The organism is Vibrio sp. E150_011 (assembly GCF_053544015.1).
Window position 1 is genome coordinate 238,636 of the sequence record NZ_JBHFOL010000001.1, and the last position, 26,567, is coordinate 265,202.

Annotated in this window: 30 protein-coding genes; 15 read left to right on the top strand and 15 right to left on the bottom strand. The window is 43.7% G+C overall.

The features are described 5' to 3' along the window. Positions 1-51: 51 nt before the first annotated feature. Positions 52-1,617, bottom strand: coding sequence for a family 16 glycosylhydrolase (locus ACE1OE_RS00900; RefSeq protein WP_449209771.1), 1,566 nt, complete (start codon positions 1,615-1,617; stop codon positions 52-54). A gap of 112 nt (positions 1,618-1,729) precedes the next feature. Further along, the gene (locus tag ACE1OE_RS00905; protein WP_449209772.1) at positions 1,730-2,569 is read right to left on the bottom strand and encodes a MalM family protein; all 840 of its coding nucleotides are present in this window, start codon (positions 2,567-2,569) and stop codon (positions 1,730-1,732) included. A 631-nt stretch (positions 2,570-3,200) separates the two neighbouring features. On the opposite strand from ACE1OE_RS00905, the gene ACE1OE_RS00910 reads away from it, so the two are divergent. After that, a complete protein-coding gene (locus tag ACE1OE_RS00910; protein ID WP_102469434.1) occupies positions 3,201-4,208 on the top strand; it encodes a LacI family DNA-binding transcriptional regulator in 1,008 nt (335 codons plus the stop codon). A gap of 138 nt (positions 4,209-4,346) precedes the next feature. Here ACE1OE_RS00910 and secF read toward each other — a convergent pair whose 3' ends face one another. The 3 genes from secF to ACE1OE_RS00925 form a co-directional block, all read right to left on the bottom strand. Then, positions 4,347-5,249 (bottom strand): protein translocase subunit SecF, encoded by a 903-nt coding sequence (secF, locus tag ACE1OE_RS00915; protein WP_102469435.1) that lies wholly within the window; start codon positions 5,247-5,249, stop codon positions 4,347-4,349. Between the two features lie 2 nt (positions 5,250-5,251). Continuing rightward, complete coding sequence (gene secD, locus ACE1OE_RS00920) at positions 5,252-7,078, bottom strand: protein translocase subunit SecD (RefSeq protein ID WP_449209773.1); 1,827 nt, start codon at positions 7,076-7,078, stop codon at positions 5,252-5,254. A gap of 122 nt (positions 7,079-7,200) precedes the next feature. Then, on the bottom strand, positions 7,201-7,764 hold the full coding sequence (locus ACE1OE_RS00925; RefSeq protein WP_449209774.1) for a hypothetical protein: 564 nt from the start codon (positions 7,762-7,764) through the stop codon (positions 7,201-7,203). 159 nt (positions 7,765-7,923) lie between these two features. On the opposite strand from ACE1OE_RS00925, the gene ACE1OE_RS00930 reads away from it, so the two are divergent. The 4 genes from ACE1OE_RS00930 to nfsA all read left to right on the top strand — a co-directional run bounded on the left by ACE1OE_RS00930 (position 7,924) and on the right by nfsA (position 10,468). Beyond that, on the top strand, positions 7,924-8,325 hold the full coding sequence (locus ACE1OE_RS00930) for a hypothetical protein (RefSeq protein WP_372062069.1): 402 nt from the start codon (positions 7,924-7,926) through the stop codon (positions 8,323-8,325). A 189-nt stretch (positions 8,326-8,514) separates the two neighbouring features. Next, positions 8,515-8,946, top strand: coding sequence for a MarR family winged helix-turn-helix transcriptional regulator (locus ACE1OE_RS00935; protein ID WP_372062126.1), 432 nt, complete (start codon positions 8,515-8,517; stop codon positions 8,944-8,946). A gap of 329 nt (positions 8,947-9,275) precedes the next feature. Beyond that, positions 9,276-9,536 carry a hypothetical protein gene (locus tag ACE1OE_RS00940; RefSeq protein WP_449209775.1) on the top strand — a complete coding sequence of 87 codons (261 nt, stop codon included), beginning with the start codon at positions 9,276-9,278 and terminating at the stop codon, positions 9,534-9,536. 209 nt (positions 9,537-9,745) lie between these two features. After that, a complete protein-coding gene (nfsA, locus tag ACE1OE_RS00945; RefSeq protein ID WP_449209776.1) occupies positions 9,746-10,468 on the top strand; it encodes an oxygen-insensitive NADPH nitroreductase in 723 nt (240 codons plus the stop codon). 271 nt (positions 10,469-10,739) lie between these two features. On the opposite strand, the gene ACE1OE_RS00950 is transcribed toward nfsA, so the two are convergent. Next, positions 10,740-11,258 (bottom strand): hypothetical protein, encoded by a 519-nt coding sequence (locus tag ACE1OE_RS00950; RefSeq protein ID WP_449209777.1) that lies wholly within the window; start codon positions 11,256-11,258, stop codon positions 10,740-10,742. Positions 11,259-11,480: 222 nt separating this feature from the next. Between ACE1OE_RS00950 and ACE1OE_RS00955 the strand changes: the two genes are divergently transcribed. Together ACE1OE_RS00955 and ACE1OE_RS00960 are read left to right on the top strand one after the other, a co-directional pair. Next, positions 11,481-12,215: an IclR family transcriptional regulator gene (locus ACE1OE_RS00955; protein WP_102469443.1), complete on the top strand. Its 735-nt coding sequence runs from the start codon at positions 11,481-11,483 to the stop codon at positions 12,213-12,215. Between the two features lie 113 nt (positions 12,216-12,328). Continuing rightward, the gene (locus ACE1OE_RS00960; protein ID WP_449209778.1) at positions 12,329-13,192 is read left to right on the top strand and encodes a hypothetical protein; all 864 of its coding nucleotides are present in this window, start codon (positions 12,329-12,331) and stop codon (positions 13,190-13,192) included. A 223-nt stretch (positions 13,193-13,415) separates the two neighbouring features. On the opposite strand, the gene ACE1OE_RS00965 is transcribed toward ACE1OE_RS00960, so the two are convergent. Then, entirely contained in the window at positions 13,416-13,841 is a 426-nt protein-coding gene (locus ACE1OE_RS00965; protein WP_449209779.1) for a septal ring lytic transglycosylase RlpA family protein, read from the bottom strand. A 352-nt stretch (positions 13,842-14,193) separates the two neighbouring features. Here ACE1OE_RS00965 and artP point away from each other — a divergent pair, with 352 nt between their 5' ends. The 4 genes from artP to artM are packed head-to-tail and all read left to right on the top strand — an operon-like array spanning position 14,194 to position 17,071. Then, positions 14,194-14,922: an arginine ABC transporter ATP-binding protein ArtP gene (gene artP, locus ACE1OE_RS00970; protein WP_372062078.1), complete on the top strand. Its 729-nt coding sequence runs from the start codon at positions 14,194-14,196 to the stop codon at positions 14,920-14,922. A 55-nt stretch (positions 14,923-14,977) separates the two neighbouring features. Continuing rightward, complete coding sequence (locus ACE1OE_RS00975) at positions 14,978-15,709, top strand: arginine ABC transporter substrate-binding protein (RefSeq protein ID WP_102469447.1); 732 nt, start codon at positions 14,978-14,980, stop codon at positions 15,707-15,709. Position 15,710: 1 nt separating this feature from the next. Next, positions 15,711-16,403, top strand: coding sequence for an arginine ABC transporter permease ArtQ (gene artQ / locus ACE1OE_RS00980; protein ID WP_102469448.1), 693 nt, complete (start codon positions 15,711-15,713; stop codon positions 16,401-16,403). After that, entirely contained in the window at positions 16,400-17,071 is a 672-nt protein-coding gene (artM, locus tag ACE1OE_RS00985) for an arginine ABC transporter permease ArtM (RefSeq protein WP_102469449.1), read from the top strand. Before artQ ends, artM begins: the two co-directional genes overlap by 4 nt. A 135-nt stretch (positions 17,072-17,206) precedes the next feature. Here artM and ACE1OE_RS00990 read toward each other — a convergent pair whose 3' ends face one another. Next, the gene (locus ACE1OE_RS00990; protein WP_198593017.1) at positions 17,207-17,665 is read right to left on the bottom strand and encodes a hypothetical protein; all 459 of its coding nucleotides are present in this window, start codon (positions 17,663-17,665) and stop codon (positions 17,207-17,209) included. An 84-nt stretch (positions 17,666-17,749) separates the two neighbouring features. After that, complete coding sequence (locus tag ACE1OE_RS00995; RefSeq protein WP_449209780.1) at positions 17,750-18,604, bottom strand: MaoC family dehydratase; 855 nt, start codon at positions 18,602-18,604, stop codon at positions 17,750-17,752. A gap of 144 nt (positions 18,605-18,748) precedes the next feature. On the opposite strand from ACE1OE_RS00995, the gene ACE1OE_RS01000 reads away from it, so the two are divergent. Then, positions 18,749-18,907 (top strand): DUF3012 domain-containing protein, encoded by a 159-nt coding sequence (locus tag ACE1OE_RS01000; RefSeq protein ID WP_372062081.1) that lies wholly within the window; start codon positions 18,749-18,751, stop codon positions 18,905-18,907. Positions 18,908-18,997: 90 nt separating this feature from the next. Here ACE1OE_RS01000 and ACE1OE_RS01005 read toward each other — a convergent pair whose 3' ends face one another. From ACE1OE_RS01005 to ACE1OE_RS01015, 3 genes are all read right to left on the bottom strand, one after another. Beyond that, a complete protein-coding gene (locus ACE1OE_RS01005) occupies positions 18,998-19,399 on the bottom strand; it encodes a DUF4345 family protein (protein WP_449209781.1) in 402 nt (133 codons plus the stop codon). Between the two features lie 167 nt (positions 19,400-19,566). Continuing rightward, positions 19,567-19,731: a hypothetical protein gene (locus ACE1OE_RS01010; protein WP_372062083.1), complete on the bottom strand. Its 165-nt coding sequence runs from the start codon at positions 19,729-19,731 to the stop codon at positions 19,567-19,569. Between the two features lie 204 nt (positions 19,732-19,935). Next, the gene (locus ACE1OE_RS01015) at positions 19,936-21,066 is read right to left on the bottom strand and encodes a 1-acyl-sn-glycerol-3-phosphate acyltransferase (protein WP_449209782.1); all 1,131 of its coding nucleotides are present in this window, start codon (positions 21,064-21,066) and stop codon (positions 19,936-19,938) included. Positions 21,067-21,266: 200 nt separating this feature from the next. Here ACE1OE_RS01015 and ACE1OE_RS01020 point away from each other — a divergent pair, with 200 nt between their 5' ends. Beyond that, on the top strand, positions 21,267-21,884 hold the full coding sequence (locus tag ACE1OE_RS01020) for an AraC family transcriptional regulator (RefSeq protein ID WP_449209783.1): 618 nt from the start codon (positions 21,267-21,269) through the stop codon (positions 21,882-21,884). Between the two features lie 45 nt (positions 21,885-21,929). Here the strand turns inward: ACE1OE_RS01020 and ACE1OE_RS01025 are convergent, their stop codons facing one another. Both ACE1OE_RS01025 and ACE1OE_RS01030 read right to left on the bottom strand, forming a co-directional pair. Continuing rightward, entirely contained in the window at positions 21,930-22,424 is a 495-nt protein-coding gene (locus tag ACE1OE_RS01025) for a hypothetical protein (protein ID WP_102469455.1), read from the bottom strand. A gap of 21 nt (positions 22,425-22,445) precedes the next feature. After that, complete coding sequence (locus ACE1OE_RS01030) at positions 22,446-22,967, bottom strand: nicotinate-nicotinamide nucleotide adenylyltransferase (RefSeq protein ID WP_449210095.1); 522 nt, start codon at positions 22,965-22,967, stop codon at positions 22,446-22,448. A gap of 117 nt (positions 22,968-23,084) precedes the next feature. On the opposite strand from ACE1OE_RS01030, the gene nadE reads away from it, so the two are divergent. Then, positions 23,085-23,915, top strand: coding sequence for an ammonia-dependent NAD(+) synthetase (nadE, locus tag ACE1OE_RS01035; protein ID WP_102469456.1), 831 nt, complete (start codon positions 23,085-23,087; stop codon positions 23,913-23,915). 274 nt (positions 23,916-24,189) lie between these two features. Continuing rightward, a complete protein-coding gene (locus ACE1OE_RS01040) occupies positions 24,190-24,435 on the top strand; it encodes a YdcH family protein (RefSeq protein ID WP_449209784.1) in 246 nt (81 codons plus the stop codon). A 177-nt stretch (positions 24,436-24,612) separates the two neighbouring features. Here ACE1OE_RS01040 and ACE1OE_RS01045 read toward each other — a convergent pair whose 3' ends face one another. Then, positions 24,613-26,460 (bottom strand): MOSC N-terminal beta barrel domain-containing protein, encoded by a 1,848-nt coding sequence (locus ACE1OE_RS01045; protein WP_449210096.1) that lies wholly within the window; start codon positions 26,458-26,460, stop codon positions 24,613-24,615. Between the last annotated feature and the right edge of the window lie 107 nt (positions 26,461-26,567).

A 26,567-nucleotide genomic window follows, 5' to 3' on the forward strand; every position in this document is an offset into this window, starting at 1 on the left:
CCAAATATCATTTTGTAAGTTCGTAATGTACCCAAAGCAATTTCAATCTCACTATCGAACGAGTCGAATGTTATCTAATTGCACAGTAAGTGATGCTTGAGGCTCCAATACGAGGATGTTCTTTATTTTAGAAAGGTCGACAGTGCTGCCTTTAGAGAAACGGTTACCGTTGCTGACAATCTCAGACAGTGGGATTCGGATTTCCTGCCAACCTGTGGCAGCACTTAGCGGCACCTCATAATCTCCGGCGAGAGGCCAACCACTGTCCATTTTAATCAGTAACTGAGAGTCTTCTTTAATATCAACGGTCTTCATGTCAAACACCAATTCACCGTCGCTTGCCCATCCACTTAAATCCAACTCAGGAGTAATGAAATACGCATTGCCCACCTTACCTTTCTTTGTGAGTTCAATGACTGTTCCACGCCCAGGTTCATCAAGGTATGTAACACTGACTCTCCCATCAGGATCGTATCCACTCGCGACAAGGTGTTTATTGAGTGCATCATCAAAAATGGTCAGTTCTTTGCCTTTGCCATAATCTTTATCGGCAATAATAATAGCGGGGGCGGCGTTACCTTTTACTAACTTTGCTTCTGGTGAGACCGTTGCACAACCTTTGCCAGTTTCTCTATCAAGGCTGCATTCAAAGACTCGTACATAATCCACGGCAAGTGTCTGTGGAAAGATATCGCTATCAATTCCGCCTTCATTTCGATTTGCAGACCAAGACCCACCCACCGCTAGGTTTAACAACAGATGAAAACGTTCATTGAAAGGGGCACTTTCATCGGCGGTCATCAATGTGCCATTCTTTTTATATTGGCTATACCACCCTTCTTTTCGTTGTGTAGCAAAGTGATGGTTATCTACATACCATCGAATTTCGCCTTCCTCCCATTCAACGGCGTACGTATGGAAGCCATCCGCTGGGTTAATATTATCTGGTAGGTGGTAATCGGTTCCGGAGCTGACATTTTCTGGCCACTGACGACCATAGTGCAAAGTGCCATAGACCCGACTTTCTAACTCGCCCTTTGGCGCATCTTCGATATCCGTTTGAACTTGCAGGTTTACGGCTTCCATGATGTCAATTTCACCTGACGCCGCCCATGTTCCATACTTCTGGTCTGTCGGCAGCATCCAAATCGCTGGCCAAGTCCCTTGACCGTGTGGCAACATCGCTCGAATTTCGAAGCGACCATACTTCCAGTCACCTTTATTCAGAGTGCGTAAACGCGCCGAAGTAAACGGCAGCGTCGCTTTCGAACGCATGTCTCCGGTATTATTATTAGCACCCGTAAAGCTGCCTTCTTTTGCGACAATATGGAGCACACCATTGTCGACGAAAGAGTTTACGCTGCGCTTGGTGTAACACTGCTGTTCATTATTGCCGCCGCCCCAACAGTTCTCTTCATGACTCCATTTAGATTTATCAATTTCATCGCCTTGAAATTCATCATTCCAAATCATGGTCCAAACCGGATCTGGGCTCCCTGTTGGATCATTGAGTTGCTCTTGTGTAAATGCGATAGGCTCACTGGTCGACGTACAACCGACCAAAGCCAGCACTACGGCGGATGAGAGGATGGAACGAGTCGATACTTTCGTATTCATATTATTTTATTCCCTGTACAACTGTACCCTCTCTAAAAATACGAAAAGAGTCAGTCTGAACTTGTGATATAAATAGCTTGCGATTAAATGTGTGTTCTTCGGTTTATTGAGGTTATGGTTTTAGTTTTACTGACATGGTGAATATGCCTTTTGCAATATCAGGCTTCGCGGCTTTATTGGTGAATGCCAATGCTTTTTCTAAATCCCCACGCTCCACCAATTCGATGATCTCTACACCAAAGTTGTCCCGCTCTTTTTGCGTTAGGTTTCGCTTATAGCGCTCTAACGCATCCAGGGTATTGGCTTTTATGGTCGGACTTGCCACGACTGCATTTGGTGCGCTTTTTTCCATTGAAAGCGTTAATGTGCCAGTGGCGCTATGAACACCAAATGGCTCCATCATGTATTTTTGTAGTGCCATCGTTTGCCCAGTCTCTGCCATTGCTGAAACATCGGCTTTGCGCGGAGTCGACTCTCCCAACAACTGGAAGTCTGTATAGATAATGAGGTATCGAGGCGACGGTTCATGGTCAAAGGAGAGAGTGAGTCGGTATCGCTCTGGATGAAAGGCTGTCTGTGATTCTCGGACGATATCTTGTGCGTCAGAGTTAAAGACAACCGTAAAGTTTTCGTCTAATAACTGCGCCTGTGGTACAAATAAATCCGCATCGATTTCTGAGTATATATTGAGTTTCCGTATATCCTGATGAGCCGAAATTTCAAGCGCAGATATGAATGATTTCCCTGTATCGAACATCAATGAAGGTGATCGGGAGGTTATCTCAATAGTCTGTTTCTTTTCATTAAGTAACGTTTGAAATTCAAGCGCTCTTATGGATTCACAACAAACGTTACTGTCAGACAAGGCGGCTAATCCATAAGCATCAACCGTTGTTGACGACTGACTGCACCCTGTTATCAGCAATACCATTATCCATAACGAAAATCTCATTTTCTAGCTCCTAGTGTTCATCCGTGATACCGCGGCTCATCTAACACACGCTCGCCTGCAATCAACAGGCCATTGCTTCAAAAAAAAATCGGGATAATTAAGTTCACATACCCCCATATGCTCCCTTCCCTAAACATCATCCCGACAAAAGCCCTTTCTTGACGAAGAATCCAACCGTCTCCAGCTATTGCGTAAGCTCTCTTTTCATAACACCAAAAAGTAAGCGCTTTCTTTAAGTTTCAAAAAAACTTGCTTTAAAAGATAAATACCAGCAACATTCTACGTGAAAACAATCATATTATTACCGTCTTTTGGTTGATTATAAGCGTAATAAAAAATTAGAGCTGTGTACACGTACAAAATACCGCCATATCGTAAACTTTGAGCACTATCACTATTAAGAAAGCGCTTACAAAAATAATTGAGCCTCCGGTCACTAAAATGATGCCTAGCGACAATAAGGGCAAATTGACCGCCTGCTTAGCTGCCTAGATCACATTTTTTCGTCTTAAGGAATTCAAGCTCGACATCAATCCAATGAATAATGATGATTGTGTTGTATAATTAAATAACGTCATGTCTATGAAATCGTGAGTGATTTCAGCGAAATTGAAGCATAGGAATTGAAGATTTGATTACAATAAAAGAAGTCGCTGAACTTGCTCAAGTCTCGCAAGCCACTGTATCAAGAACCTTAAATGGTCACGCTTCAGTGAAAGAAGCGAACAAAACACGAGTGTATGCAGCCATAGAAGAACTTGGCTACAAGCCCAATGCTTTTGCTCAAGCACTGGCTTCTAATCGTTCGTGTAGTATAGGCATGTTGGTTGGTACGCTTGATGGCCCATTCTATGGACCGATGATGCATGAGGTTGAAAAAGTAGTAAGAAAAGAGAACTATCATCTCATTATTACTAGCGGACATGAGAAGTACGATGAGGAGTTGGAATCCATTCGCTTCCTTCGTTCAAAAAAAGTGGATGGTCTCGTACTGACCGTCGACACACTTCCAGACAGTGAGTTACTCGATATTACCAAAGAAGTCGAAGCTACTGTGCTTATTAATCGATACATCCCAGAAATTTCGGACCGCTGCATCTGGATTGATAACGAGCGAGGGGGTTTTTTGGCGACGGAGCACCTCATTCAGCAAGGGCATAAGCACATCGGTTGTGTCACAGGTCAATTAAGTAAAGTCGACAGTCGTGACCGCTTGCAGGGTTTTCGAAATGCATTGAATCAGTATGGGGTCGAATACAATCCTAATGCTGTCGTAGAAGGTCGATTTGACCACAAGTGCAATCAACAAGCTATCCGTCGTCTACTCGACCGAGATGTTCCGCTCACTGCTATTTTTTGCATGAATGATAACATCGCAATGACGGCTTACAGTTTGTGTGTTGAACGAGGTTTAACCATTGGCGAGGATATTTCCATTATCGGTTTCGATAATGTCTCGTTTGGTCAACACATGACACCAGGTCTCACTACCGTTGACTTTCCGATTCAACAGATGGCAAGCGAAGCAGCGAAAAAGGTCATGGCTATCGTTCAAGGAAAAGGTAATGCCAAGCACACCAGCGAACCGATTGTACCTAGCGTTATTGTAAGAGGTTCAGTGAAAGATCTCACCGTCTGAATAATAAGCAATAAGCAATAAGCAATAAGCAATAAGCAATAAGCAATAAGCAATAATAATCAAAAAGGGTAACGAACGCGTTACCCTTTTTGATTTACCCGCATAATAAAAACCACTTATGCTTTTTAAATGCCTGTGTTAAGGCGCTGAGTCAATCTCAATAGGTTGATAATGTTTGCCGTCTAATTTCAGCCACTCAGGCAAGACGGTGCCCATGGAGATCGACGACCACGTCCCAGAAAAAATGCCAATGAACATCGCAGTAGCAAATCCTTGCAACGCATCGCCCCCTAAAAACCATAAAGATCCTACCGTCATTAACGTAGTACCTGATGTCACCATGGTACGGGCAAATGTCCCTAGCACTGCTTGATCGCTTACCAGCGCTGTCTCTTCATGGGGTTTAAACTTCAGGATTTCTCGGATTCTATCCGCGATAATAATGGAGTCATTCAATGAGTATCCAAGTATCGCCAATATGGCGGCAAACACCGTTAGATTAAACTCCATCTGCGTCAACGCAAAGAAGCCCAAAACCAACACAACATCGTGCAACAATGCCGCAAGCGCGCCACTAGCTAAACGCCATTCGAAGCGAAAACTCAGATAACCGAGAATACACAGCAGAGAAACCAACAACGCAAGGCCGCCTTGGTCATAGAGGTCTTGCCCAACCTGCGCACCGACGATACTGTCACTAACAATACTTGAATCTGGGTAAGCTGCCATCAATACTTGCTTGAACTCTTGATGAACCTCGGAACCTCGGTCGCCAGCATAGCGGATAGACCAGCGCCCTTCATCACCAGACTTAGTGACAGAAATGCCATCACCTAATACCGGGCTCAGTGCATCTCGTAACTCTGTTTGAGTGGTCGGCTGTACAAGCTGAACTTCTGATACTACACCACCGGTAAAATCTAATCCTAGATTCAACCCCTTAACACCTACGGCAATAACGGACATGACGACCAGTGCGATAGACAGCATATTGGTCATATAGCGAATAGAACGGATATGGTTCGTAAGATAATTTTTCATGGTTATACCCTTACTTCTCTACGGGCGTCTTTTCCCCATACAAGATTGATGATGGCACGAGAAACAAAAATGCCCGTGAACATGCTGGTTAATAGACCTAAGCCTAGTGTCAACGCGAACCCTTGAATGGGACCATTACCCATTGAATACAAAATAACAGCAGTGATCATGGTCGTAATATTGGCATCCAAGATAGTGGCGACTGCCGAATTGAACCCTTGGTCAATCGCCTGGGCAAAGCTTCGCCCTTCTGCCAGCTTGTCACGTATCCGTTCAAAAATTAGAACATTGGTATCCACCGCCATGCCCACGGTCAACACTAGACCCGCGATACCAGGTAGGGTCAGTACCGCTCCCGGTACCAGAGCGATAAGACCAAGCAGACAACTCATATTGAGTATCAAAGCAGCATTCGCGACCCACCCCAAGCGTCGATACCACAGCGCCATAAAGGTTAACGTTAATCCGAGTCCGAGCGCGAGTGCAGCAAAACCGTTTTGAATGTTTTCAGCCCCGAGTGAAGCACCAATAGTGCGCTCTTCGACAATGGTGACCGGCGCGGTTAACGAACCTGCACGTAGCAACAGCGCTAATTGTTGCGCTTCTTCCATATCACCAGAACCTGTGATTCTAAATTGGCTACCCAGTTGTGATTGGATTGTCGCTACGCTGATCACTTTTTCACTTCTCTGAGTTTCCCCACGGGCATTCACACCATATTCACGATAAACGGTGGCCATGGGTTTACCAATATGGCTAGCAGAAAAGTCACTCATGATTTTTCCGCCGAGATGATCGATTGAGATATCAACCTCAGGACGGTGCATTTGGTCAAATCCAACTCGAGCGTTAACAATGTGCTCGCCAGTAAGTACTGGTTTCTTCACCAATACCACCATGCTACCTTGCTCGTCTTTTACTCTTAGTGTTGAACTTGCCGCATCTCCGGGCGTTTTCACCTCATAAAAAGCTAAACTCGCCGTCGCACCGATGACTCGCTTGGCCAATGAAGGGTCTTGAACACCAGGTAACTCGATACGAATACCTGTCTCACCTTGGCGCTGGACCAAAGCCTCAGTAATACCGAGCTCTTCAATACGTTGACGCATTATTTTCAAGTTTTGTTGCATCGTTAAATTAAGGAACTCGGCACTATTTTGCTCGCGTAAACTTATCTGGAGACCTTGGCTATTTCCTTTTGCTAACCATTCTGGGTATTGCTTATTGATAAACTGGCGAATCGTCAGCTGATCACTTTCGTTTTTGGTTGTCACCAACATGCCGTTGCTATTTCTAGGGCTAATGGTGACACCAAAGATTCGCTCTTCACGCAGTGTTTGTTTGATTTCATCAACCACCGCGTCACGCTGCTCTGAGACGGCTTGGTCAACGTCAACATTAAGAAGAAATTGAACACCGCCACGCAAATCTAACCCCAGTTTTATCGGGGACAGGCCCATATCCTTTAGCCAAGCAGGTGCGATTGAGGTATACGAGTATGAGAGGCTGTCTTTCTCATTGATCGCGCCGTTAAGTACATTTCTCGCTCGTGTCTGTATGGCTTCATCAGCAAACACTAACATGGCCTTGTTATCAGACAGTTCAATCGACTCAGCTTGAACGCCTTTGCTCTCCAGTAGTGTCTGAATTTTAAAAGGACTATCGAGTTGACTGCTTGTCTCTGAGAGTTTCAATTCAATGGCTGGTTTTTCACCATACCAAGACGGCAACGCGCTGAGCGTCAGCAGCAAACACGCCGCAATTAATACAATATACTTCCACTTTGAGTAGTGATTAAGTCGTTTTAATGGTTTGTTTTTTATACGCATAGCAGTTCCTCAGCCAATGGCTGATAGATAAAATTGAGCAATAAGAATCAACGCAAATAGATCGTTCGTTTAAGATCGTCTTCGCAGTACGTTATCGTTGCAGGTTACTTTATAAGGAAGGGTTATGCGTATTGGCTATTGAGAGCAACATAGAAAGTATTACTGTCTTTCCAACCATTAACGCGATGTTCACTGGTGTGAAAAAGAAAGTAACTGAAGTAAACAAGAGGGGCATCGGTGTTAAGCCCAATTTTGAAACAGCACGGTGAGTCACCAACTTCTGTAATCAATCCAAAATTAGCAGACTCGAATTCATTCGTTTCATTACCACTACTGATCCAGCGTAAGTTCGACAAAATCGCTTTAATGCGACTTTCGTCAGGTCGAGTAGAGGTAGGTCGCTTTGAGGTATCGGCCAGAGCCGGAACATGAGCATCAGCGCTGAAAGCGTGGCGTTTTTCTTGATGTGGTGCGCTTACACTAAGGTGTTCAACCGTATTGCGTTCAAAAGCAATGTCGCGATCAAAAGAAATATCACGCTCAGAAACCATATTACGGTCAAAATAGGTACCCTCTATGGCGTACGACTCGACTAAGCCCTCGCTATTTTCAGACGCTGTTACTCCGAAGGACGTAAATAATACGACACAGATCGAAACAACAAATGACCACCAAGATTTTGACAAAGCTTCAGCCTCAATAAATTCTGTTGTTATTATTCGCCTATCTGCGCTTAAAGACAAATAAAAAAGTCTAAATTCTATTATTCAATTTCATTCAGTCATCTTGAGGTAACAAAAACTGACAACTATAGTAACAAGTACGTGGTTAAATAAGGACACCCTATGGATTTGTCGCAAAATGAACGTCTCACTTTGGTTAAATATGCACTCAATATTCTTGACGGATGGGGGGCATCAAATCTTCAGGCAGAAGCGATACTTGAGCTGTCACCAGAACAACACGCCAGAATGAAAATTACACCAGCGACCGTCGCAGTAACCCCTACGACAATGGAAAGGATCCATATTTTAGTAGAGATAGATGGGTATTTACGAACCGCATTCGACAGTTCTCATTTCATCAATAACTTCATTAATGTCCGTAGTACATCGAATCAGTTTAATGGTTATGCACCTATTGAGCACATTGAACGTGGCGAAATCAGTGGACTACAGCGTTTGAAACAATGCGCAAAAGACTTGGCGGCGGCCGCAGAAAGCGAATCTGATCATTCCACTTGGTAATCAACCACACAACACGTTTACTCCGCTACAACGGTACAAATCGCGTGCTGTTGTATTTCCGAAATACCACTATTCCAATATTTATCACTATATCCGCGTCATTCAGTCTTGATTCCAACCCAAATCAAGTTGACAATATCAATCACCAACTCTTTTGATACTATTTGTCGTTACTACTGGACCAGAATGATGCCTAACCAAAAATCACTCGATAGCTTGTTTCACCTCATGCATGCTGTTAAACGCAATATGCACAATCACATCGAACAGCTCGGATTGAGTATTGCCCCTATGCACGTCCGAGTTCTAAAAATAATTAATGCTAAAGACTCCTGTACTGCTCATGACATTGCAAGCTTACTTGATCGCGATAAAGCGCAAGTAACACGACTACTGAATACCCTACTCGCAGAAGAGTTCATCGTGAAAGCGCCCAACCCAAAAGATAAACGTAGCCAATGCCTACGAGTGACAGATAAAGGAAAAGAGATTGTAGAGAAGATTTCCGGTGTAGATAGCCACGTTTTAGTCAACCTAACAAAAGGATTATCTAAAGATGACCTTGCCAAATTTCAGGAAATCGCCGAGAAGATGAAGCACAATATGACGTCTCAACCTTAAGCATTAGCCGATGTTTTTACGTCCCCCCAATGACGACAAACTATCTCAAACTTAGTTTGTCTCTTAAGGACATACACTAAACCTATATAACAATTCATTATCGTTTCGACAAAATTCGCCATTTGATGTTGCTAAACGTCATCATTAGTATGCCTTTCAAATTAGAGGCGGCCTCCGCCCTTCTCGAACAATAGCATCAATGGCTTGGAGTGACGGTCGTGAATAGTTTCAAGAATATTTGTCCCAATAAAATGCGCAAAGAACGCGTCAAGCGCGAGCATGATTTACTTATATTAAATTGTGTTAGCGAAAACGAATTTGAGTCCAGAATGGCCATATGGGATAGCCTAGCAAATAGCACCGCGCCACTAGCAGAAATAAAACACTTTATTCTCAATGCTTTCAATATATTTGAACACAAAGTGCAAAAAGCACATAGTGAGCTTACTGTCAGCCAGGTAGAGTTCACTACGTTCGCGACAGAAGAAATCCAATACATCAAAAACAACGTCGTGAATCGTTCCAATCAAATTATTTGGTATGCGGTCATCGTCTTAACAATATCGGGCATATTGGCCATCTGTTTGTAAGCCTATTAGGCTCACTACCTTAAAGCGTGAAGCGAGCTAAGCATCACGCTTCTAGACCCCGTTTCGCGTTATATAACCGCACGCTCAAAACCATTGAGCTAAAGCGTTGCCGTCCCCACACTACAACATGAGCCATTTACCTCGCCAATAAATGCCGTTATGGTATTTCTATTCACGACATCATAAGCACAAAGGACAACCTGACTATTATGAACCGTACAATAGAAACTATTCTTGATCATCGCTCCATTCGTCAATTCTCCCAGCAACCAATCAGTGCAGAGCAACTCGATATCATAATACAATCAGGCCTTGCGGCCTCATCTTCTAGCTTGCTGCAGGTTGTTTCCATCATTCGAGTTACTGATAAAACCAAACGAACGTTATTGGCCGAATACGCGGGTGGACAAGCTTACGTGGAAAGTGCCGCTGAGTTTTTAGTGTTTTGTATCGACTATCAGCGTCATGTGACCATCAATCCCGATGTCCAAGCGGACTTTACAGAGTTAACTTTAATTGGTGCAGTCGACTCAGGCATTATGGCGCAAAATTGCTTGCTGGCCGCTGAGTCATTAGGGCTGGGCGGGGTTTACATAGGTGGGTTACGAAATAGCGCAAAACAAGTCGACAAACTATTGGAATTACCCACTAATACCGCGGTATTGTTCGGCTTGTGCTTAGGTCATCCTGAGCAAAAACCAGAGGTTAAGCCGCGCTTGCCCGCCCATGTCATCTTGCATGAAAACCACTATCAAGCACTCGATATGACCGACATTCAAGCCTACGATGACACCATGCTTCAGTACTATGCTAGTCGCTCAAGCAATCAAAAACAAACCTCTTGGTCGCAACAGGTAACGGGGAAACTGTCCGGGGAATCGCGCCCTCACATTCTTCCGTATCTCAACAGCAAAGGGCTTGCAAAGCGTTAAGAGTTCGGGGTTCTACTGTTATCACCGTGGTAGCGACACTTAAGGTTTCAACTGTCGCTACCTACAGCCCCACCACGCTGATGATTAACGGAGCACTGATTCCTATGGTATACCCATGGACGATTGAGGTTCCGAGCGTTTTCCCCAAGTTATTCGCTACGTTCAAAGCCAATAACGCTCTCGCTATGACCCGCAGCGCTTATGTGACCTTACTGTCTAAACGTAATCCGCAGACCTTGAGGCCGATAATGATTTTGCTGAGACGACAGCCTTAAAAAGACCAGCCGACCTTAAAACTAAACGCCGTTTCTGAGCGGTCAACGAGTGGTAATTGACTGACCCCTACACTCGCCGTCCACCCTTCATTTTCTACGATAAAATCGACGGCAGGAGTGAAACCCGTGTACGAGTGATGGTCGACGTTATCTCGCCCAGCATAAAAATAACTGCGATCCATCGTTGATTGAACCACACCTAAACTTGGAACAATATAGATTTGATCCGTTACCCCATAGGTCACGGCAACTCTTGCTGCATAAAAGTTTGATTGAGTATAATAACCACCGTCTGGGTTTTCATCGATACGCCCTCCTTCAATAACACCGCCGACTCCCCAATTTTCATCGCCATTTAATTGGTACACCCCGAGTGAATAGCCTTTACCAGCGTTGAGAAAAGACACCCCAGCTAATACGGCGATTTTCTCGTTGGCATCCTGGGCATGAACAGGTGCTATGGCTGTCGCCGTCAAGATAGCGAGCGACACTCGCTTAAAGTATGGTTTGTTCATTTGAGTCAACACATCAACAGAAAGTGAGCCGCACTCTAGGCATCTCCGTTATCGGCGTCAAAGCAATCAAAGCACTTTAACCAAAATCTGACTTAACGCTTGGTCGCTTATAGGAATTGGCCGATTTTTCACTCAATAAGAATTCCGAAATCAATAACTATTCCCTTTCTTATTGCATAGGAATATAAATTGCTTATCCGTTTTGAAAAGTAGATAACCAACATGGGCCATACACAGCGCTCCACGAATCAAGTCAATGAAAAGCCGCTTCAGCTTCTGATGCAGGTCGCGCTCTCCGAGATCCCAGTGTCAGCAAAAACCCTCAGTATACAAATGGGGGTACCACTAAGCAGCTTGTATCGTCATATCAAATTGCTAAAAGAATGGAATTTAATCGAAGAAAGCGTGCAAGACAAAACCTTAATTGTTGGCCCTGCAGCCCTAATGTTGATGCACAGTTATCAATCTAATTCTCACAACTCTGAAGCGATAGAAAGCATTCTCAATCGCTTGCAAAAACAGACCGGAGAAATGGCCGCCTACATGGTCCCAGTAGGCTACAGAGCGCTATGTGTTAGCTTGCAAGAAAGCGCTCAGGCAATTCGATGCAGTTATGTCCGCGGACAAAGCCAACCGTTATTAAGGGGGGCATCTTCCAAGGCCATGTTAGCTTTTTTGCCAGAGATTCGTTGTGAAAAAATTCTTCGGTATTTTGGAGAGGAAGACAACATGGATAGATGGATTGCTGAACTCACACTGATTCGACATCAAGGTTATGCCGTGAGTACATCAGAATTTGACCCAGGGGTAACCGGTATCAGTGCGCCCGTGATGAAAGGGACCAAACTACTGGGCGCGGTATCGATTATGGCTCCGGCATATCGAGTAGAAGCGAATAAAGATAGATTTATCCTACATGTTTTACAAGCAGCCCGAGCACTGCCACCAGAAAGATAACAGTATTGGGTTTGCGTTAGCGCGCCTCACTCAAACCCAATACTTGAGATTGAGCTTGTCATCAGGTTTATTTGCCTTTACTGAACCAGTATATTTCTGCAAGGTTATTAATTATGTTATGTGTCTTCAAGCAGTTGTGGAAAAACCGATACCTCTCTGTACCTGAGAATAGGCTTCCGATATTCACCGTTTGTGAATCGATTAAACCAATTAGTCATATTCAGTTTGAAGACTCAGAGTCATTATTGGAGACCGCTTTTGAATGGTTAAATGGTTTCGAATGCTCTCACTCAATGAGAAACATGGGCCATTTCCCATTGCTTTCTACTTATCGGGCAGAGCGTCCTTTTTTTGAAAGCCCACGCGCTAATGCAGACCTTAATACACAGCTCATAGAACAGCTTGCCCATGGTGCAACCCCATTAGTTCTCACTAATTGCCATGAGACATTACTGACCTTATTACCTAGCCTGCTTGTTGATTCTCAACAAGTCGGTGTGATTAACATCAATACCGAGTTTTTGATGGACCCTACATTAGAAATTAAAACCGGCTCGATGCTTCATTTTGCATTGAACCGTTATGATGAATGCCGTGCATTCCATATAGGCGTTGATCCAGTGCGGTCACATAAAAAACAATTGGATTATGCTGAGGATATGGGGTGTGACTGGGCAACACTAAATGAGCTTTGTTATCGGAATAGAGGCATGATTAAGTCGCAAGTTTCGCGTTTCATTCATCATTGCGACAAGATAATTGTCACCATTGACCTTCCCTCAATATCGAAAACCACATCTAAACTCAAAGGCCAAAAGCTCGAACTGTCGATGGTACTTAGGGTATTGAGGCAGTGCATGTCCTCAAAGAAAGCAATCTTGATTCAACTTGTCGGCTCTGAAGAAGAGCATATTTATTCCAAGGCGACTCAGATGTTAATCGAGGAAACGAGCCAATTTTACTATTTCTCGCACTAGCTGTTTTTCGCATGGCCTACTTTTCATATCAACTGTGTTTTAAATTGGCTTGTTGTCGTATTGACTGACGAGGCACTCAGAGAGTGAAACCTCATCATATAAATCAATGGTGAAACGATATGAGCATCACCATTGATTCATTGTAAGCAAGTCTCTACCGTCGATGAGTAGCAACCCATCACAGTGCTTAGCCCTCATCGCTTGTTCTTAAGGGTATTGTCTTCTAGTGTTTATATCTAAAGGTACGACTATCATCTAGAATTTCAATCCTAACGGGTACTACGCCTTGCGTCGTGCTTCCCACTTTTTCAAATGCTATTTGCGAAAGGTCAATAACTCGCCCTTTAACATACGGTCCTCTATCATTGATTTTTACGTCAACACTCTTGTTATTTGAGGTGTTCACCACTCGGACCACGGTTCCGAATGGTAATGTTTTATGAGCAGCAGTGTACGCTCTCATGTTGTACTTTTCACCGCTCGCCGTCAGCCGACCATGAAATTGACTACCATACCAAGACGCTTGGCCTGTCAATTGGTGAGAGTTAGCATATTCTTTCGTTTTCGGTGATGCATTTGTTGTTGTCGATGAACAACCTCCTAGCAAAATTAATGCTAATACGGTTGGTACAATGTGTAATGGCTTCATGTTATTACAGAGTCACTTTTGCATAGGTGTGGTCCAATAGTATTAAGGCTAGTCGTTAAAGGGCCATCAATACAATGTCAGTAGTCGGTAATTTCACTCCAATTCCCACTTTCTAACCATTTAACCAATATCATCAAGCTTAATCATGCCTTTTTTTGGCCAACAAAAAGCCATTTCCTCACTTCACTGGACTACCTTTCATCCTGATGAAGCCCTGGCAACATTCAAGCCCAAAAAAACACCCAAAAACAAAACAAAATAGCAACACTTGAGATTTTTATACATTTTTATTGCATAAAACATCATTTTTAGTAGTATAGCCACCTAGTGACTATTAATGCAGTAAATCAGCATGAGAATTCAAGTTAAGCAAGTAAATAAATCCTATGGTGATATACAGGTTCTCCATGATGTCAGCTTCACCTGTGAACAAGGTGAGACATTAGTATTACTCGGCCCAAGTGGAGCAGGAAAAAGCTCACTTTTACGAGTGCTAAACCTATTGGAAACCGCCAATAACGGCCAGCTCGAAATCGCCAACCAGACCTACGACTTCTCTGCCACCATTACTGAAAAGCAAGGCCTCGCACTACGTAAAAAAGTAGGCATGGTCTTTCAGCAGTACAATTTATGGCCACACATGACCGTGATGGACAATTTGATCGAAGCACCCATAAAAGTATCAGGCCTTGCAAAAGAAGACGCCAAGAAAGAAGCACTTGTCATCTTAAATACTTTACAGCTTGCCGACAAAGCCGATGCGTGGCCATTACAGTTATCAGGTGGACAACAACAGCGCGTGGCAATTGCTCGTGCACTAATGATGAAACCTGATGTATTACTGTTTGATGAGCCCACCGCCGCGTTGGACCCAGAAATAACCACGCAAATTGTCAACATAATCAATGAACTAAGTAGCACAGGCATCACCCAAGTCGTCGTCACTCACGAAGTCGATTTTGCTAAAAAGATTGCCAGCCATGTTCTTTATTTAGAGCAGGGACGCATTGTAGAACACGGCACTAACGCATCGTTTACCGAACCCAAAACCCAAGCGTTCGCAGACTATTTAACACACTAAATTAATTAATAAACAAAACCTGCCAGACATGGTGTGTTTTATTTGGAGAAGAATTATGAAAAAAATCGTACTCGCATCAATCATCGGTCTTATGTCTGCTAACGTTGCCGCTCAACAAGAGATCAAGTTTGCAATGGAAGCCACCTACGCACCATTTGAATACGTTGATGAAAATAACCAAATTCAAGGCTTTGATGTTGATTTAGCGAATGCGCTCTGCCAGCAAATCGATGCAAAATGCACCTTTCATAACCAATCATTTGATAGCCTTATTCCAGCATTAAAATTTAAGCGTTATGACGCGGCGATTTCAGGTATTGATATTACGGAAGCGCGTCAACAACAAGTCAGCTTTACCGCACCGTATTACGATAACACCGCGGCATTTGTCGCACTGGAAGGCAAAGTGGCGAGCCAAGCTGCTCTTGAAGGTAAACGAGTTGGGGTCCAAAATGGCTCAACACATCAAAGCTACCTGTTAGAACAGATGTCGGATGTCACAGCCGTCCCTTATGCTAGCTACCAAGATGCATTTATTGATATGCAAAATGGCCGTATTGATTCGGTATTCGGTGACACGGCCGTCGTAGCAGAATGGTTTGATAAAAATGATACTCTGACGTTTGTCGGTGAACAGATTACCAATCAGCAGTATTTTGGTAATGGCTTCGGTATCGCCGTAAACAAAGGTAATACAGCGTTACTCGACCAACTTAACGCAGCATTGGCTAACGTGAAAGCAAACGGCGAATACCAAGTCATCTTTGATAAGTACTTTGGTAAGTAATATGGGACTGACGGGTTATTCTGCGTCACTCGCTCAAGCAAGTTGGATAACCATCCAGCTTGCTTTTGTCAGCCTGCTTGTTGGGCTGATCCTTGCCATCTTATTTGCGGCAGGTGAGATGTCGCGCCGCAAATTAATATCATGGCCAACCACGGCTTTTGTCACGATCATCCGTGGCCTTCCAGAACTATTAGTCGTGTTGTTCATCTTCTTTGGTTCTACCCAAGTGTTATTTCTTATCACTGGAGATTTTATCGAGGTAAGTCCATTCCTTTCTGGTGTGATCGCTTTATCGCTTATTTTTGCTTCCTACGCCGCGCAAACTATTCGTGGCGCGTTAAAAGCCGTCCCTAGCGGACAAAAAGAAGCGGCAAGAGCACTTGGCATGGGCCAGACACGAACCTTTATAAAGATTGTGTTACCTCAAGCCGTCAAACATGCACTGCCAGGCCTTACAAACCAGTGGCTCGTTTTGTTGAAAGATACTGCGTTAGTTTCTCTGATTGGCGTCACTGACCTGATGAAGCAAGCACAATTAACCTCAGCGGCTACCCATGAAGCTTTTACCTGGTATGCAACGGCTGCGGCCATTTATCTCGTCATTACACTGCTTACTCAGCAAGTCGTTAAACGTATTGATAATAAATTTTCTGATAAACAAGTATCGACATCAGCGAAAGGGGTAACGGCATGAATCAACAGCATATTTGGCAAATGTTTGATGGCCTCATTACGAGTCTCCAACTTACCGCCGCGTCTTTATTAGTCGGTTGTATTCTGGCGATCCTCATGACGCTAAGCCTTATTTTACGCACACCCGTTGTTCATTGGCTCAGCCGCGGTATTATTACCCTCTTTACAGGCACACCGTTACTTATCCAGATTTTTCTTGTGTACTACGGTCCAGGTCAATTTGACGTAATTCGCGAAAGCATGGCATGGAATTGGCTAAGCCAACCTTGGTTTTGTGCAATGCTAGCTCTAGCGCTGAACACTGCAGCATACAGCACCCAGCTATTTAAAGGCGCGTTCAATGCTATTCCTGAGGGCCAATGGCAAGCATGTCGTGCATTAGGGATGGATATGAAAGCCACATTAAGTGTATTGCTGCCATTCGCAATTCGTCGCGCCATGCCCGCTTACTCAAATGAAGTCATTTTAGTTTTCAAAGGCACTTCACTGGCGAGTACAATAACGATAATGGATATTATGGGATATGCTCAGCGTATCAACGCTCAAACGTACGATACACTCACCGTGTTCGGTATCGCGGGCTTATTCTATCTTGGCGTCAATGGGTTACTTACCGTCGTGTTTAGACAGATTGAACGAAAAGCGCTGGCATTTGAATCCGTCAGATAACAACGCAACGAACCAGAGGAGACTCTCCTCTGGTTTAGGGCGGTAATCTAAGAGACTAAACTGTGCTTTAAAAGATTAACGAATACTTTAAGAAGTGAAACATTACTTTAAGAGGTCAAATCATACTTTAAGAAATTAGACCATTAATTTGAGAGAGAAAACGAGAACGTCATTAAACAGCGCGGTTTCAAAACCAAAGTGCTTGTAATGCAGCGTCAACGTCGGCGCAAACACAGGGGTAATCCCTCCCACTTGCACTTTATTTTCATCCACAGTGTAGCCGCTGATACCACCGAGTCTAACGCCAACGCGTGCCCACGATGTCCAGTCATATTGAGGATGATACGACAGAATATACGAGCGATGCTCAAAACTGTTCACCAACGTAAATGCTTCAAACTGTTTATACCGAAAGCCCACTATATAGTTATCTTGATTTCTTCCTGAAGACGTTAGATGTTCTGACCAGCCAGCGTAAGTAAGATCAAAATTTCCTTTTAAAGCGTCGACTTCTTGAGGTGTTTCTTCTGCCGCATATGTCGCACCACTAGCACACAATAGCGCCGCAGCAAGTAACACTTTTACCTTGCTCATGAATCTCGTACCGTATCGTCAAACTGAGCTTCATTTTACCGCACTAATAATTGTGAAGCCCGTCTCACTTTGTAGACAATTGTCTTAAAGTGGATGACATACTGGCAAAATCGCAATAATGAGTTCTTTACCCTGTTTATTTTTCCAAATAATACGCTCACTATCCATAAAGCAGGTAATCGTTTGTGGGAGCAAAACCGGTCGTTTAAAAGTAAATCGAATATTTTTATGGTCGCCTTGTTGCAACATTAAAAGATAAGTCTTAGCCACCATATGCATGCCATGGATGATCGGAGACCTGAAACCAAATAACCTCGATAATGTCTTAGAAAGGTGAATAGGGTTATAATCACCGGACAGCTTAGCGTATGCCCTTGACGATGTTACCGTCAACGTCAGGGTATCTAAATGTCTTGTACTTTCATCAATAACAACCGTAGTTTGTTGTGAGTCTGACGATGACCTACCTCGTGGCTGAGTCTTATTAGGAATAAGGTAGCCGGATTTATATGAAGCGACACAACACCCTTGAAAATAAAACTCTCCGGTAACTTCAAACCACACCCCTCTATCCGTATGCCGTTGATCGCTTAAGTACAATCGAAATTCGTAACTGTCGTCTACGGCCAAAGGACGTGTTTGATTAAACGCCACCTCTGTATGCACCAAGCCTAATGGCTTCACCACTACATTCGGATGAGTAAAGAGCATCAACTGTTCACTTTGTGTTGCCACAAATAGAAACGGTAAAGGAACGGTCGTAGTATCAAAGCCAAAGTAAGTGCAATACTCTCGGTGTTGGCTTTTATTGAATCGGAACGTTGACCTTTTCAGAGAAAAAAATGGAATATCATCACCACTATCCAACTCTCCCCTTTTAAACAACGCCAACGTTAATAGCCGTAGATACGAAGTAGGTTCATCGACCTCAATATGCATGACTTAGATTCCTAAACAAACGAGGATTTGAGTGTAGCGAAGAAAAATAATTAATATCACCCATAAGAAGACAATTATCGGTAACAATGTCACGCTCAGTTAGATAAACTGACTCGATTAGGCTTATTCACAAGGAAAGTAACAATGAAAAGAATCGCGCTAGCTATGATAATCGCAACATCATTAATGGCTTGTACCGAGGTGGGCAGTGATGCATGGTGTAAAGATATGAAAGAAAAGCCTAAAGGCGATTGGACCGCTAATGAGGCGAGTGATTACGCTAAGCATTGCATTTTTAAGTAACAACTTCACCCTATCGGTTTCAGGTGAACGAGCATGTGTTAACGTTCCCTGAAACGCGCTCATAGATCATCATTCAAACAGGTTGGTGGTTTATTTAAAGTAATACCGACGAGTACGAAGCTTTCGGAGTATTAACCCTCCCCAGAGAGTAAATACCACTTCTGCGCCAAGGTAAAAAACCATCGTATCACTGGGATTCTGATCCACAAGAAAGCCCATCGCTCGCGTTAATCCCATCAAAGCAGCAAGCCACATTGATGCCATTACCGCCGTTCTTAGTGTATCAGCATTAAGCGCCAGCCTTGCCAATACCAACCCGACTGCAACAGATAACCCACCATACGTGGCTCGCACATCAATCAACGCAGAACTTGATAGCAATTCACTACCCGTCACTCGTTCAAACATGATGCCAGGCGACACCACAAACAAAGCGCCATAGATAACGAAGACAAAAACCGTAATCCAAACCATTAGTTTCGCTTGAAACATACACTAGTCCAATAACCATGATCTCATCGCTAAGCTTAATGCAAATCTCACATTCCGACAGGGACATGCTGATAATGGGGGTTGTATTTCACCAGAATCACTCATCTGACTCATTATTGAGTCAACTTAGGCTAGCAGGCACACCTCTATCATCGAACGTCTATAAATCAGTGGACCCAAATGATGGCAAGGAGCATTAAAACTGAAAACGTTGCAAACGACATAATCGCGATAGTTGCAATCTCTGATGGTGTCGACGTAGACGATGTCGATGCCTTAGCCCTTTCTTGTTTCTTATCAGGGTTGAGCATAGATAGAAGTGCTGAGTTCATAGGTTCACCTTTACATCAAAACGGTTATTAATTGAGGATCGAATGCCATATAAAGTGTGATGCACGTCAAACAAATTCGCAAGAAAAATGGCAATTTAATCCTTCATTCCAAGTTTCATCAGGTGCAACGAATCAGTTGTTAAATCTGATGACAGAAAAAAACCGCTCTAGTAAGAGCGGTTTTTTCCAGATTGAGTCGCATGATTATGCAGAAAGGGCTTCTCGCTCTTTCTCTACATTTTTTACTGGGTTTGCATAGCTATCAATAAGATATGAATGCGCACCAAGTGGTAAGGCATCCAGCTTGTTTTGCAACGTATCTCGCGTACTTTGCGTAATCGACTCGTCATCACATCCAGCAGCCAGCTTGTTGATTGGAAACAACGTGTAGTTCTCATGTATCTGTCGATCGATTTCAGCCGCCAGCGCGTCTGGCGTTTCAAAGTCTTGGTCTATGACATCACCAAAAACCACTTGAATGCGGTCTTTACGCCCAATAATACCCTGAACGATGCTCTCAATATCTTCGAACTCACCTTTTTCATAACTACCGTGCTCTGCTTTTTCAAACAGTTCGTTTGCTTTTGCCGTATCACATGGGTCATTTTCATACGAAATAGACACAGGGACGATTTTAAGAGAACGAATGTATTCGGCGAACGGTGTTTTTTGCTTACGGCCTTCGACATGGAACATTTTCAAGATAGCCGGGTCGGTATAGTCATTACCGTCTTTTGCTCGGCCTTCTTTTTGTGCAATCCAGATAGAATTCCCCGTCTCCAAGGAATGTTTAATGTAAGACGACAACGTACCGAGTGCTTTCATCATTTCACGTGGTCCTTTCACCGAACGTTTTACAATAAAGCTCTTGTTAAGGCGCATCAATTCCGTCGCGCATGGCTTTTTAAGCAGGTTATCACCTATCGCAATACGCACCGTTCTATGGTTGCTTTGGTGCAAACCGTAGTTGACCAATGCCGGATCCATCGCGATATCACGGTGATTGGAAACAAAAAGATAGGCGGTGTTTTTATCAAGATTATCCAAGCCCTTAAACGTGACGCCTTGAGTCGTCGACTTAAGTGTTTTGGTCAGATATTTTTTCACTTCCATCTGAATGGCTTCAACGCTATCGAACTTGGCCCACTTAAACTTCAAGTACACTTTTAGGATAGGGCTCATTAATGCCTTAAACCAAGGAGCGTGGTTAGAAAAACGGTGTTGCAAGATAGCATCAATAAACTCAGCGTCGTTGATCAAACGATCGAGAGCCGCTGGAATCTCTTCGTCATTGTAAGGACGAATCTCAATATATGGGTCAGTATTGTTAGTCATTTTGGTTACATCAAATTAAAAGCTGCACTATTCTACGCTTAGAGTATAAAGACCGCAGCTATCTTAAGCCTTTTTTTGTTAAGGTCAGACCACATTTTAACTCTAGTGTTCATTTTCAAACATATAAAACTGTGATCTTTGGTTGGCATTACTAGGAACTCACGTTAATCTATGCGCAGTTTTGACCAGTGAAGTGCATCATGAACCACGCCATTGAATTTCGATCCGCTCCTTATGAGCTTTTGACTATTACACCACGTAAAAAGTCACTCCATAATCAATTAATCCGTGTTGAAGCAGGGAAAGTATTGCTCAAGCTTGGAAAGAATGAATATGTTTATAATCAAGGCGATATCTTTTGGGTACCCTTTGACTGTTTATCTAGTCTCACTATTTTTCCTAGCACTCACCTATCAGTCACGACGCTATCGATTCGCTTGTTAACATCATTCCCAGTCAATGCTGGTCAAATAACGCCGACATCGTTGATGACCGCGATTTTAGACAAACTTCAGTCTGAGTTCATCCAACATGAGCAAAAACCTGGGGTCTTAAATGACCTACTGTCAGTATTAAAACACGAACTGGAGCAGATGCAGCCAAAACTTAGGTCATCTCAAGAGAGCCAATTGGTCACTCAATGGAAGCCCGAATCAACACAAATTTCTGGCGAATTAGCATTAATACTGAGAATACGCGAGGCAAGAAAACTAAAGCTGTCCGGGATCAAAACAGATAGAATAAGCGCAACGTTATTTGACGGTAATGAAGAACAATTCAAACAACTCTATCTATCACTACTTGGTGAACCGATCTAAAAAAGCGAGCTCATTGCTCGCTTTTATTTATATTCATTTCTTTTACTAGAATGGCACTTCAACCTGCATCATCATGTCACCCTGGTAGTCTTCATGCCAGCGGTAATCTAGACGTAGCCTCGGCTCCTTGCCTTTTTCTCCAAAACCGACACCAACATGCAACCCTTGTGACATGAGCCACTCTTGCATTGACATCTCATCCTTTTGGCGGGCAATCTCTGCCGGAGCCCAAAGGCCAATACCAACAAAGCTGCTCTTATAGTTTCCGGTCAATACTGGCTCTGATTCTTGGTTTAATAGCCACTCATCCCAATACGAGTCTTGTAATGCCGCTAACGGGTCTGTGGGTTCTAGAAGTCCGCCTAAAGTCACAACTTTAGTACCCAAGTAGCTAAATGGTTTTATCAATAAAGAGCACAACGACTCTTCCTCCGTCACTTTAAGTACGACAGAGCGATTACTGTTGTCTTCGCAAAACGCGTGTGCATTAGGCACACTCACCACTGCTAACAAAGCAATACCACACAATGTTGCTTTCATTTTTATTAAAAATCCTTTTTATTATCCTTTTAAATATAACGGAAAATTCAATAAATGTTTAGCAATCGATGGGGTTGTTAAGTGATCTATGTTCAAACCTTGCTGTAAATGCTCTCGAATCTGGGTCGAGCGAATGTTCACTTTTTCAGGACAGGCAAGAACAGACCACCTTTGTACGATCTCTTCTGCTTTATAAAAACGACTAAAACTAAAAAAATTGTCAGGTCCTAGGACAAACGTCAAGTCAGCGTGTGGATAGCGACGCTGAATCGCGTCTAGAACGGCGTACGTCGTTACCGATGTATCCGGTTCAACCAGTGTTTCTTCAATCGCCGAGCGTACAATATTGCCCTGTTCGATATCAGCGATAAATAAATCCACTAGCTTACAGCGCTCGTCGTATTGAAGCATCGTTTTCCCCCAAGCGTGGGAAATACTTGGTACTAATAGCACTTGGTCAAAATGACTGAGAGACTCAATCACACTCAAGTGGCCAAGGCTCGGTGGGTTAAAAGCACTGCCAAATATTGCAATCTTTGTCATGAATGTCCTACTTGTTTGACTATCTTCGGTATTTTCAGGGCTACTGTAACTTTTTTTCATTAGTTTTCGTAGGTATCATAGAAACAATTCAATTTGCTTGCAGGAAAAGGAAATCTAATGGAACAACTTATTCGTGACGAAATGCGTGTGCTGCCGTCTATTGACCCTCAATTCGAAATAGAACGTCGCGTCGAATTTATTAAAGCTAAACTACTCAGCTCTGGCTGTAAGTCACTGGTTCTTGGTATCAGCGGCGGTGTTGATTCAACCACATGCGGCAGATTGGCTCAACTTGCAATCAATGCATTAAACCAACAAGCAAACTCTGCAGATTATCAATTTATCGCAGTGCGCTTACCTTACGGCGAACAACAAGATGAGGATGAGGCTCAACTTGCGCTTTCTTTCATCGAACCAACACATTCTATTTCTGTGAATATTAAAGCCGGGGTTGATGGACTTCACGCCGCGTCGCACATTGCACTAGAAGGAACAGGTCTACTTCCAACCGATCGCGCTAAAATTGACTTCGTAAAAGGCAATGTGAAAGCGCGCGCTCGTATGGCTGCACAATACGAAGTCGCAGGGTATGTAGGTGGCCTCGTTCTGGGGACCGACCATTCCGCAGAGAACATCACTGGTTTCTATACAAAGTTTGGCGATGGCGCTTGTGATATGGCACCATTATTTGGGCTAAGTAAACGCCAAGTTCGTGAGGTAGCCGCGAGTTTAGGTGCGCCAGAACTTCTCGTGAAAAAGGTGCCCACTGCCGACTTGGAAGAACTTGCGCCGCAAAAAGCCGATGAAGATGCATTGAATTTATCTTATGACCAAATCGATGATTTCTTAGAAGGTAAAGCCGTCTCACAGGATGTCTCCGATCGACTGGTTGCGATCTACAAAGCAACACAACACAAACGTGAACCCATTCCAACGATCTACGATTAAAGTATTTCATTTAAAGCCAATGAGCGTGTTCTCGTTGGCTTTACTACCCTCTCACCAAACCTACCCTACCCGTCATCTTTACCTAGCAATAAAATGCATCGTGATGTAGCTCAATAAACAAGCGCATTCGTGTTAAGTAACATTGCGTAACGACAGTCTTGTGCCATGTTTATAGTAAGCTACCGTGTAAGTCATCTATGTAATCTATGCCATGGCAACTTACACGTAATAGCGGTCGTTTAAAGCCTGAATCGAACAATAAAAAGGGATAGCTATGTTAGGTGAAAACCATTCTCTTCTAAAAGAATTTCCAGACCATCACGAAACCATTGTACAACTAATCAAAACCGATGAACCTTTTGCATCCACGACAAAAAAGTACGATGCTCTAGACAAGGAAATTCGCGTATTAGAACTTAATGGGGCGCCTATCGATGACGCCGCAATGCACCAACTCAAACACGAACGGGCTGTGCTTAAAGACGTGTTACACAAACACTTAATTGAGTCTGAAAAATAGACCGGCCTACGGTCAACACTGAAACTGTTATCGTTAACCCAATGACAGAAACGGTCGTTACCACAAGCAATTAACGTCAAAAGGGAAGTGTAATCACTTCCCTTTTTATATCCATTTACCGGGCTAACTTCACCGAGATTACAGGACAACACTCATACTTAAACTGACCTCGTCAAATTAACGTGTCGATAACACAACATCGGTTTGTGGAATCGCGCAACATGCTAAAGCCTTACCCTCTGCGACTTCGCTGTCTTGTATTGCGGGTACGTCAGGTTGATGCACCGAACCACTTTCCACTGTCACCTTACAAGCGCCACAGAACCCTGCACGGCACGAATATGGTACCGTCACGCCAGCATTTTCCGCTTGCTCCAATAAATTGGCTTGGTTCGTTCCCATGAACTCTTGCCCATCAATCGAAACCTGCAGCGTTTTTTTAGTTCCGTCGACCGCTGAACTCACACCAAACGCTTCTTGATGGTAATGCGTCACGGGCAACCCCAACGACGTCAATAAGGTCTTCGCCGATGTCATAAAACCGTCGGGGCCACAGACAAAAGCTTGTCTAGTTTGTAAATCAGAAATTGACGCCAATTGGCCGACACTTATACGCCCGGTCAAACCCTCCCAATGCCTTCCTGGCTGCGTTAGTGCTAACTTGATGACCAGTGAAGGGTGCTTGGCCATGAGCGCATCAAGCTCGCCTTTGAAAGGAATATCTTCTGGCGTTGAACATTGATGATAGAAAACAATGTCTCCTACCCTATCTCTGTCGGATAAGTCACGCAGCATTGACATCATTGGCGTCACTCCGCTTCCAGCCGACAGCAGCAATAACGGTTCATGAGAATCCAACTTAAGGTGAAAATCTCCATTTGGCGCATCAGCGACTAACGTATCACCCACTTGAAAATGTTCAAACAACCAGTTGGACACCTCGCCACTATCCAGACGTTTAACTGAAATCGAGAGCCGTCCTGGTCTGCTAGGCGATGAAGATAATGTATATAAGCGCTTCACAACGCATCCGTCGATAACGAGCTCTATCGGCAAGTGTTGACCTGCTTTATAGCTCGGCATCTCCCCTTTTTGAGGCTCTAGCCAAAAGGTCTCAAAGTTTTTGGCAACATGCTCTCTTTCCACGCAGACAAAGGTTTGCTTATGGATATCCAAATCGGGGTAAACTTCTTTTTCTTTATATTCCAGCACTTCAATTACGTCGTCGACATGAATCATGCCTTCGTTCTTAGCGACTAAGTTTTGACCAAAAAATACGCCGCCTCTTTCATTTGCTCGAAAGCGAGAAAACGTCATTAATGGCTCTTTGCTAGCTCTAAACTCGCCTTTATTGACATCAACCGTCGTCAACACGCAGCGCTCACAAGGTTTGACTACCTCAAACTCGACCTCACCAATCTTGATTCGTTTCCATGAATCCTCGATAAACGCTTCGTCCGATTGAATCACTAGATTGGTTCGAAACTGCTCCATGCTATGGGTTTCAGGGCTGCGCCTATTCAATGCCTCTAATGATCCAGTACTGATCATCAGCAAAGGATAACCATCGGCAAAGCTCACGTTGTGACCTATTTTTTCACGATGACGGTTCGATTGCTCACCAGTGAACAAGAGTTCAACACGCTGACCCAATACACGACTAAACCAATCATCGGCTTCGTCAGTAGTGGTGTAGGCCGTAAATCTATCATTCCATACCTGAGCGGAGGCTTCTTGTTTTTTGAATCCAGCGTACTCTAGTTTTAACGCTGGCTGGCCAGGATAAGTAAACACAAGACCCGATGGGATAATACTCGAAGAAACCTTAACCATGTTAGGGTGCTTTCTGGCTGTCACCATACTGCCGTCAGCCAAAGCGACCATAAATCGGCGGTCAAAGCTTAACCCCTGCAATTCCACCCATGATGATGACAAAGCAATGCCCCCTACAGACTTAGCAGGGTAAATATTAATTTGAGAGAGCTGAGCAGAATCAGTCACGATTTCTTCCTTTCGTCGTTGTATTTTGACAGCGATATTATCGTCTTTTCTCGCTCAGTCCCAGAAACTTAGTGAAATGTGTGCCGAATTCCACTATCATCCTGTCGCCTAAACGTAAGCGTTTGCTTTCA

Coding starts and splice junctions, on each gene's coding strand:
- ACE1OE_RS00900 (WP_449209771.1), bottom strand. CDS start 1,617: ATGAATACGAAAGTATCGACTCGTTCCATCCTCTCATCCGCCGTAGTG.
- ACE1OE_RS00905 (WP_449209772.1), bottom strand. CDS start 2,569: ATGAGATTTTCGTTATGGATAATGGTATTGCTGATAACAGGGTGCAGT.
- secF (WP_102469435.1), bottom strand. CDS start 5,249: ATGAAAAATTATCTTACGAACCATATCCGTTCTATTCGCTATATGACC.
- secD (WP_449209773.1), bottom strand. CDS start 7,078: ATGCGTATAAAAAACAAACCATTAAAACGACTTAATCACTACTCAAAG.
- ACE1OE_RS00930 (WP_372062069.1), top strand. CDS start 7,924: ATGGATTTGTCGCAAAATGAACGTCTCACTTTGGTTAAATATGCACTC.
- ACE1OE_RS00935 (WP_372062126.1), top strand. CDS start 8,515: ATGCCTAACCAAAAATCACTCGATAGCTTGTTTCACCTCATGCATGCT.
- ACE1OE_RS00940 (WP_449209775.1), top strand. CDS start 9,276: ATGGCCATATGGGATAGCCTAGCAAATAGCACCGCGCCACTAGCAGAA.
- nfsA (WP_449209776.1), top strand. CDS start 9,746: ATGAACCGTACAATAGAAACTATTCTTGATCATCGCTCCATTCGTCAA.
- ACE1OE_RS00950 (WP_449209777.1), bottom strand. CDS start 11,258: ATGAACAAACCATACTTTAAGCGAGTGTCGCTCGCTATCTTGACGGCG.
- ACE1OE_RS00955 (WP_102469443.1), top strand. CDS start 11,481: ATGGGCCATACACAGCGCTCCACGAATCAAGTCAATGAAAAGCCGCTT.
- ACE1OE_RS00960 (WP_449209778.1), top strand. CDS start 12,329: ATGTTATGTGTCTTCAAGCAGTTGTGGAAAAACCGATACCTCTCTGTA.
- ACE1OE_RS00965 (WP_449209779.1), bottom strand. CDS start 13,841: ATGAAGCCATTACACATTGTACCAACCGTATTAGCATTAATTTTGCTA.
- artP (WP_372062078.1), top strand. CDS start 14,194: ATGAGAATTCAAGTTAAGCAAGTAAATAAATCCTATGGTGATATACAG.
- ACE1OE_RS00975 (WP_102469447.1), top strand. CDS start 14,978: ATGAAAAAAATCGTACTCGCATCAATCATCGGTCTTATGTCTGCTAAC.
- artQ (WP_102469448.1), top strand. CDS start 15,711: ATGGGACTGACGGGTTATTCTGCGTCACTCGCTCAAGCAAGTTGGATA.
- artM (WP_102469449.1), top strand. CDS start 16,400: ATGAATCAACAGCATATTTGGCAAATGTTTGATGGCCTCATTACGAGT.
- ACE1OE_RS00990 (WP_198593017.1), bottom strand. CDS start 17,665: ATGAGCAAGGTAAAAGTGTTACTTGCTGCGGCGCTATTGTGTGCTAGT.
- ACE1OE_RS00995 (WP_449209780.1), bottom strand. CDS start 18,604: ATGCATATTGAGGTCGATGAACCTACTTCGTATCTACGGCTATTAACG.
- ACE1OE_RS01000 (WP_372062081.1), top strand. CDS start 18,749: ATGAAAAGAATCGCGCTAGCTATGATAATCGCAACATCATTAATGGCT.
- ACE1OE_RS01005 (WP_449209781.1), bottom strand. CDS start 19,399: ATGTTTCAAGCGAAACTAATGGTTTGGATTACGGTTTTTGTCTTCGTT.
- ACE1OE_RS01010 (WP_372062083.1), bottom strand. CDS start 19,731: ATGAACTCAGCACTTCTATCTATGCTCAACCCTGATAAGAAACAAGAA.
- ACE1OE_RS01015 (WP_449209782.1), bottom strand. CDS start 21,066: ATGACTAACAATACTGACCCATATATTGAGATTCGTCCTTACAATGAC.
- ACE1OE_RS01020 (WP_449209783.1), top strand. CDS start 21,267: ATGAACCACGCCATTGAATTTCGATCCGCTCCTTATGAGCTTTTGACT.
- ACE1OE_RS01025 (WP_102469455.1), bottom strand. CDS start 22,424: ATGAAAGCAACATTGTGTGGTATTGCTTTGTTAGCAGTGGTGAGTGTG.
- ACE1OE_RS01030 (WP_449210095.1), bottom strand. CDS start 22,967: ATGACAAAGATTGCAATATTTGGCAGTGCTTTTAACCCACCGAGCCTT.
- nadE (WP_102469456.1), top strand. CDS start 23,085: ATGGAACAACTTATTCGTGACGAAATGCGTGTGCTGCCGTCTATTGAC.
- ACE1OE_RS01040 (WP_449209784.1), top strand. CDS start 24,190: ATGTTAGGTGAAAACCATTCTCTTCTAAAAGAATTTCCAGACCATCAC.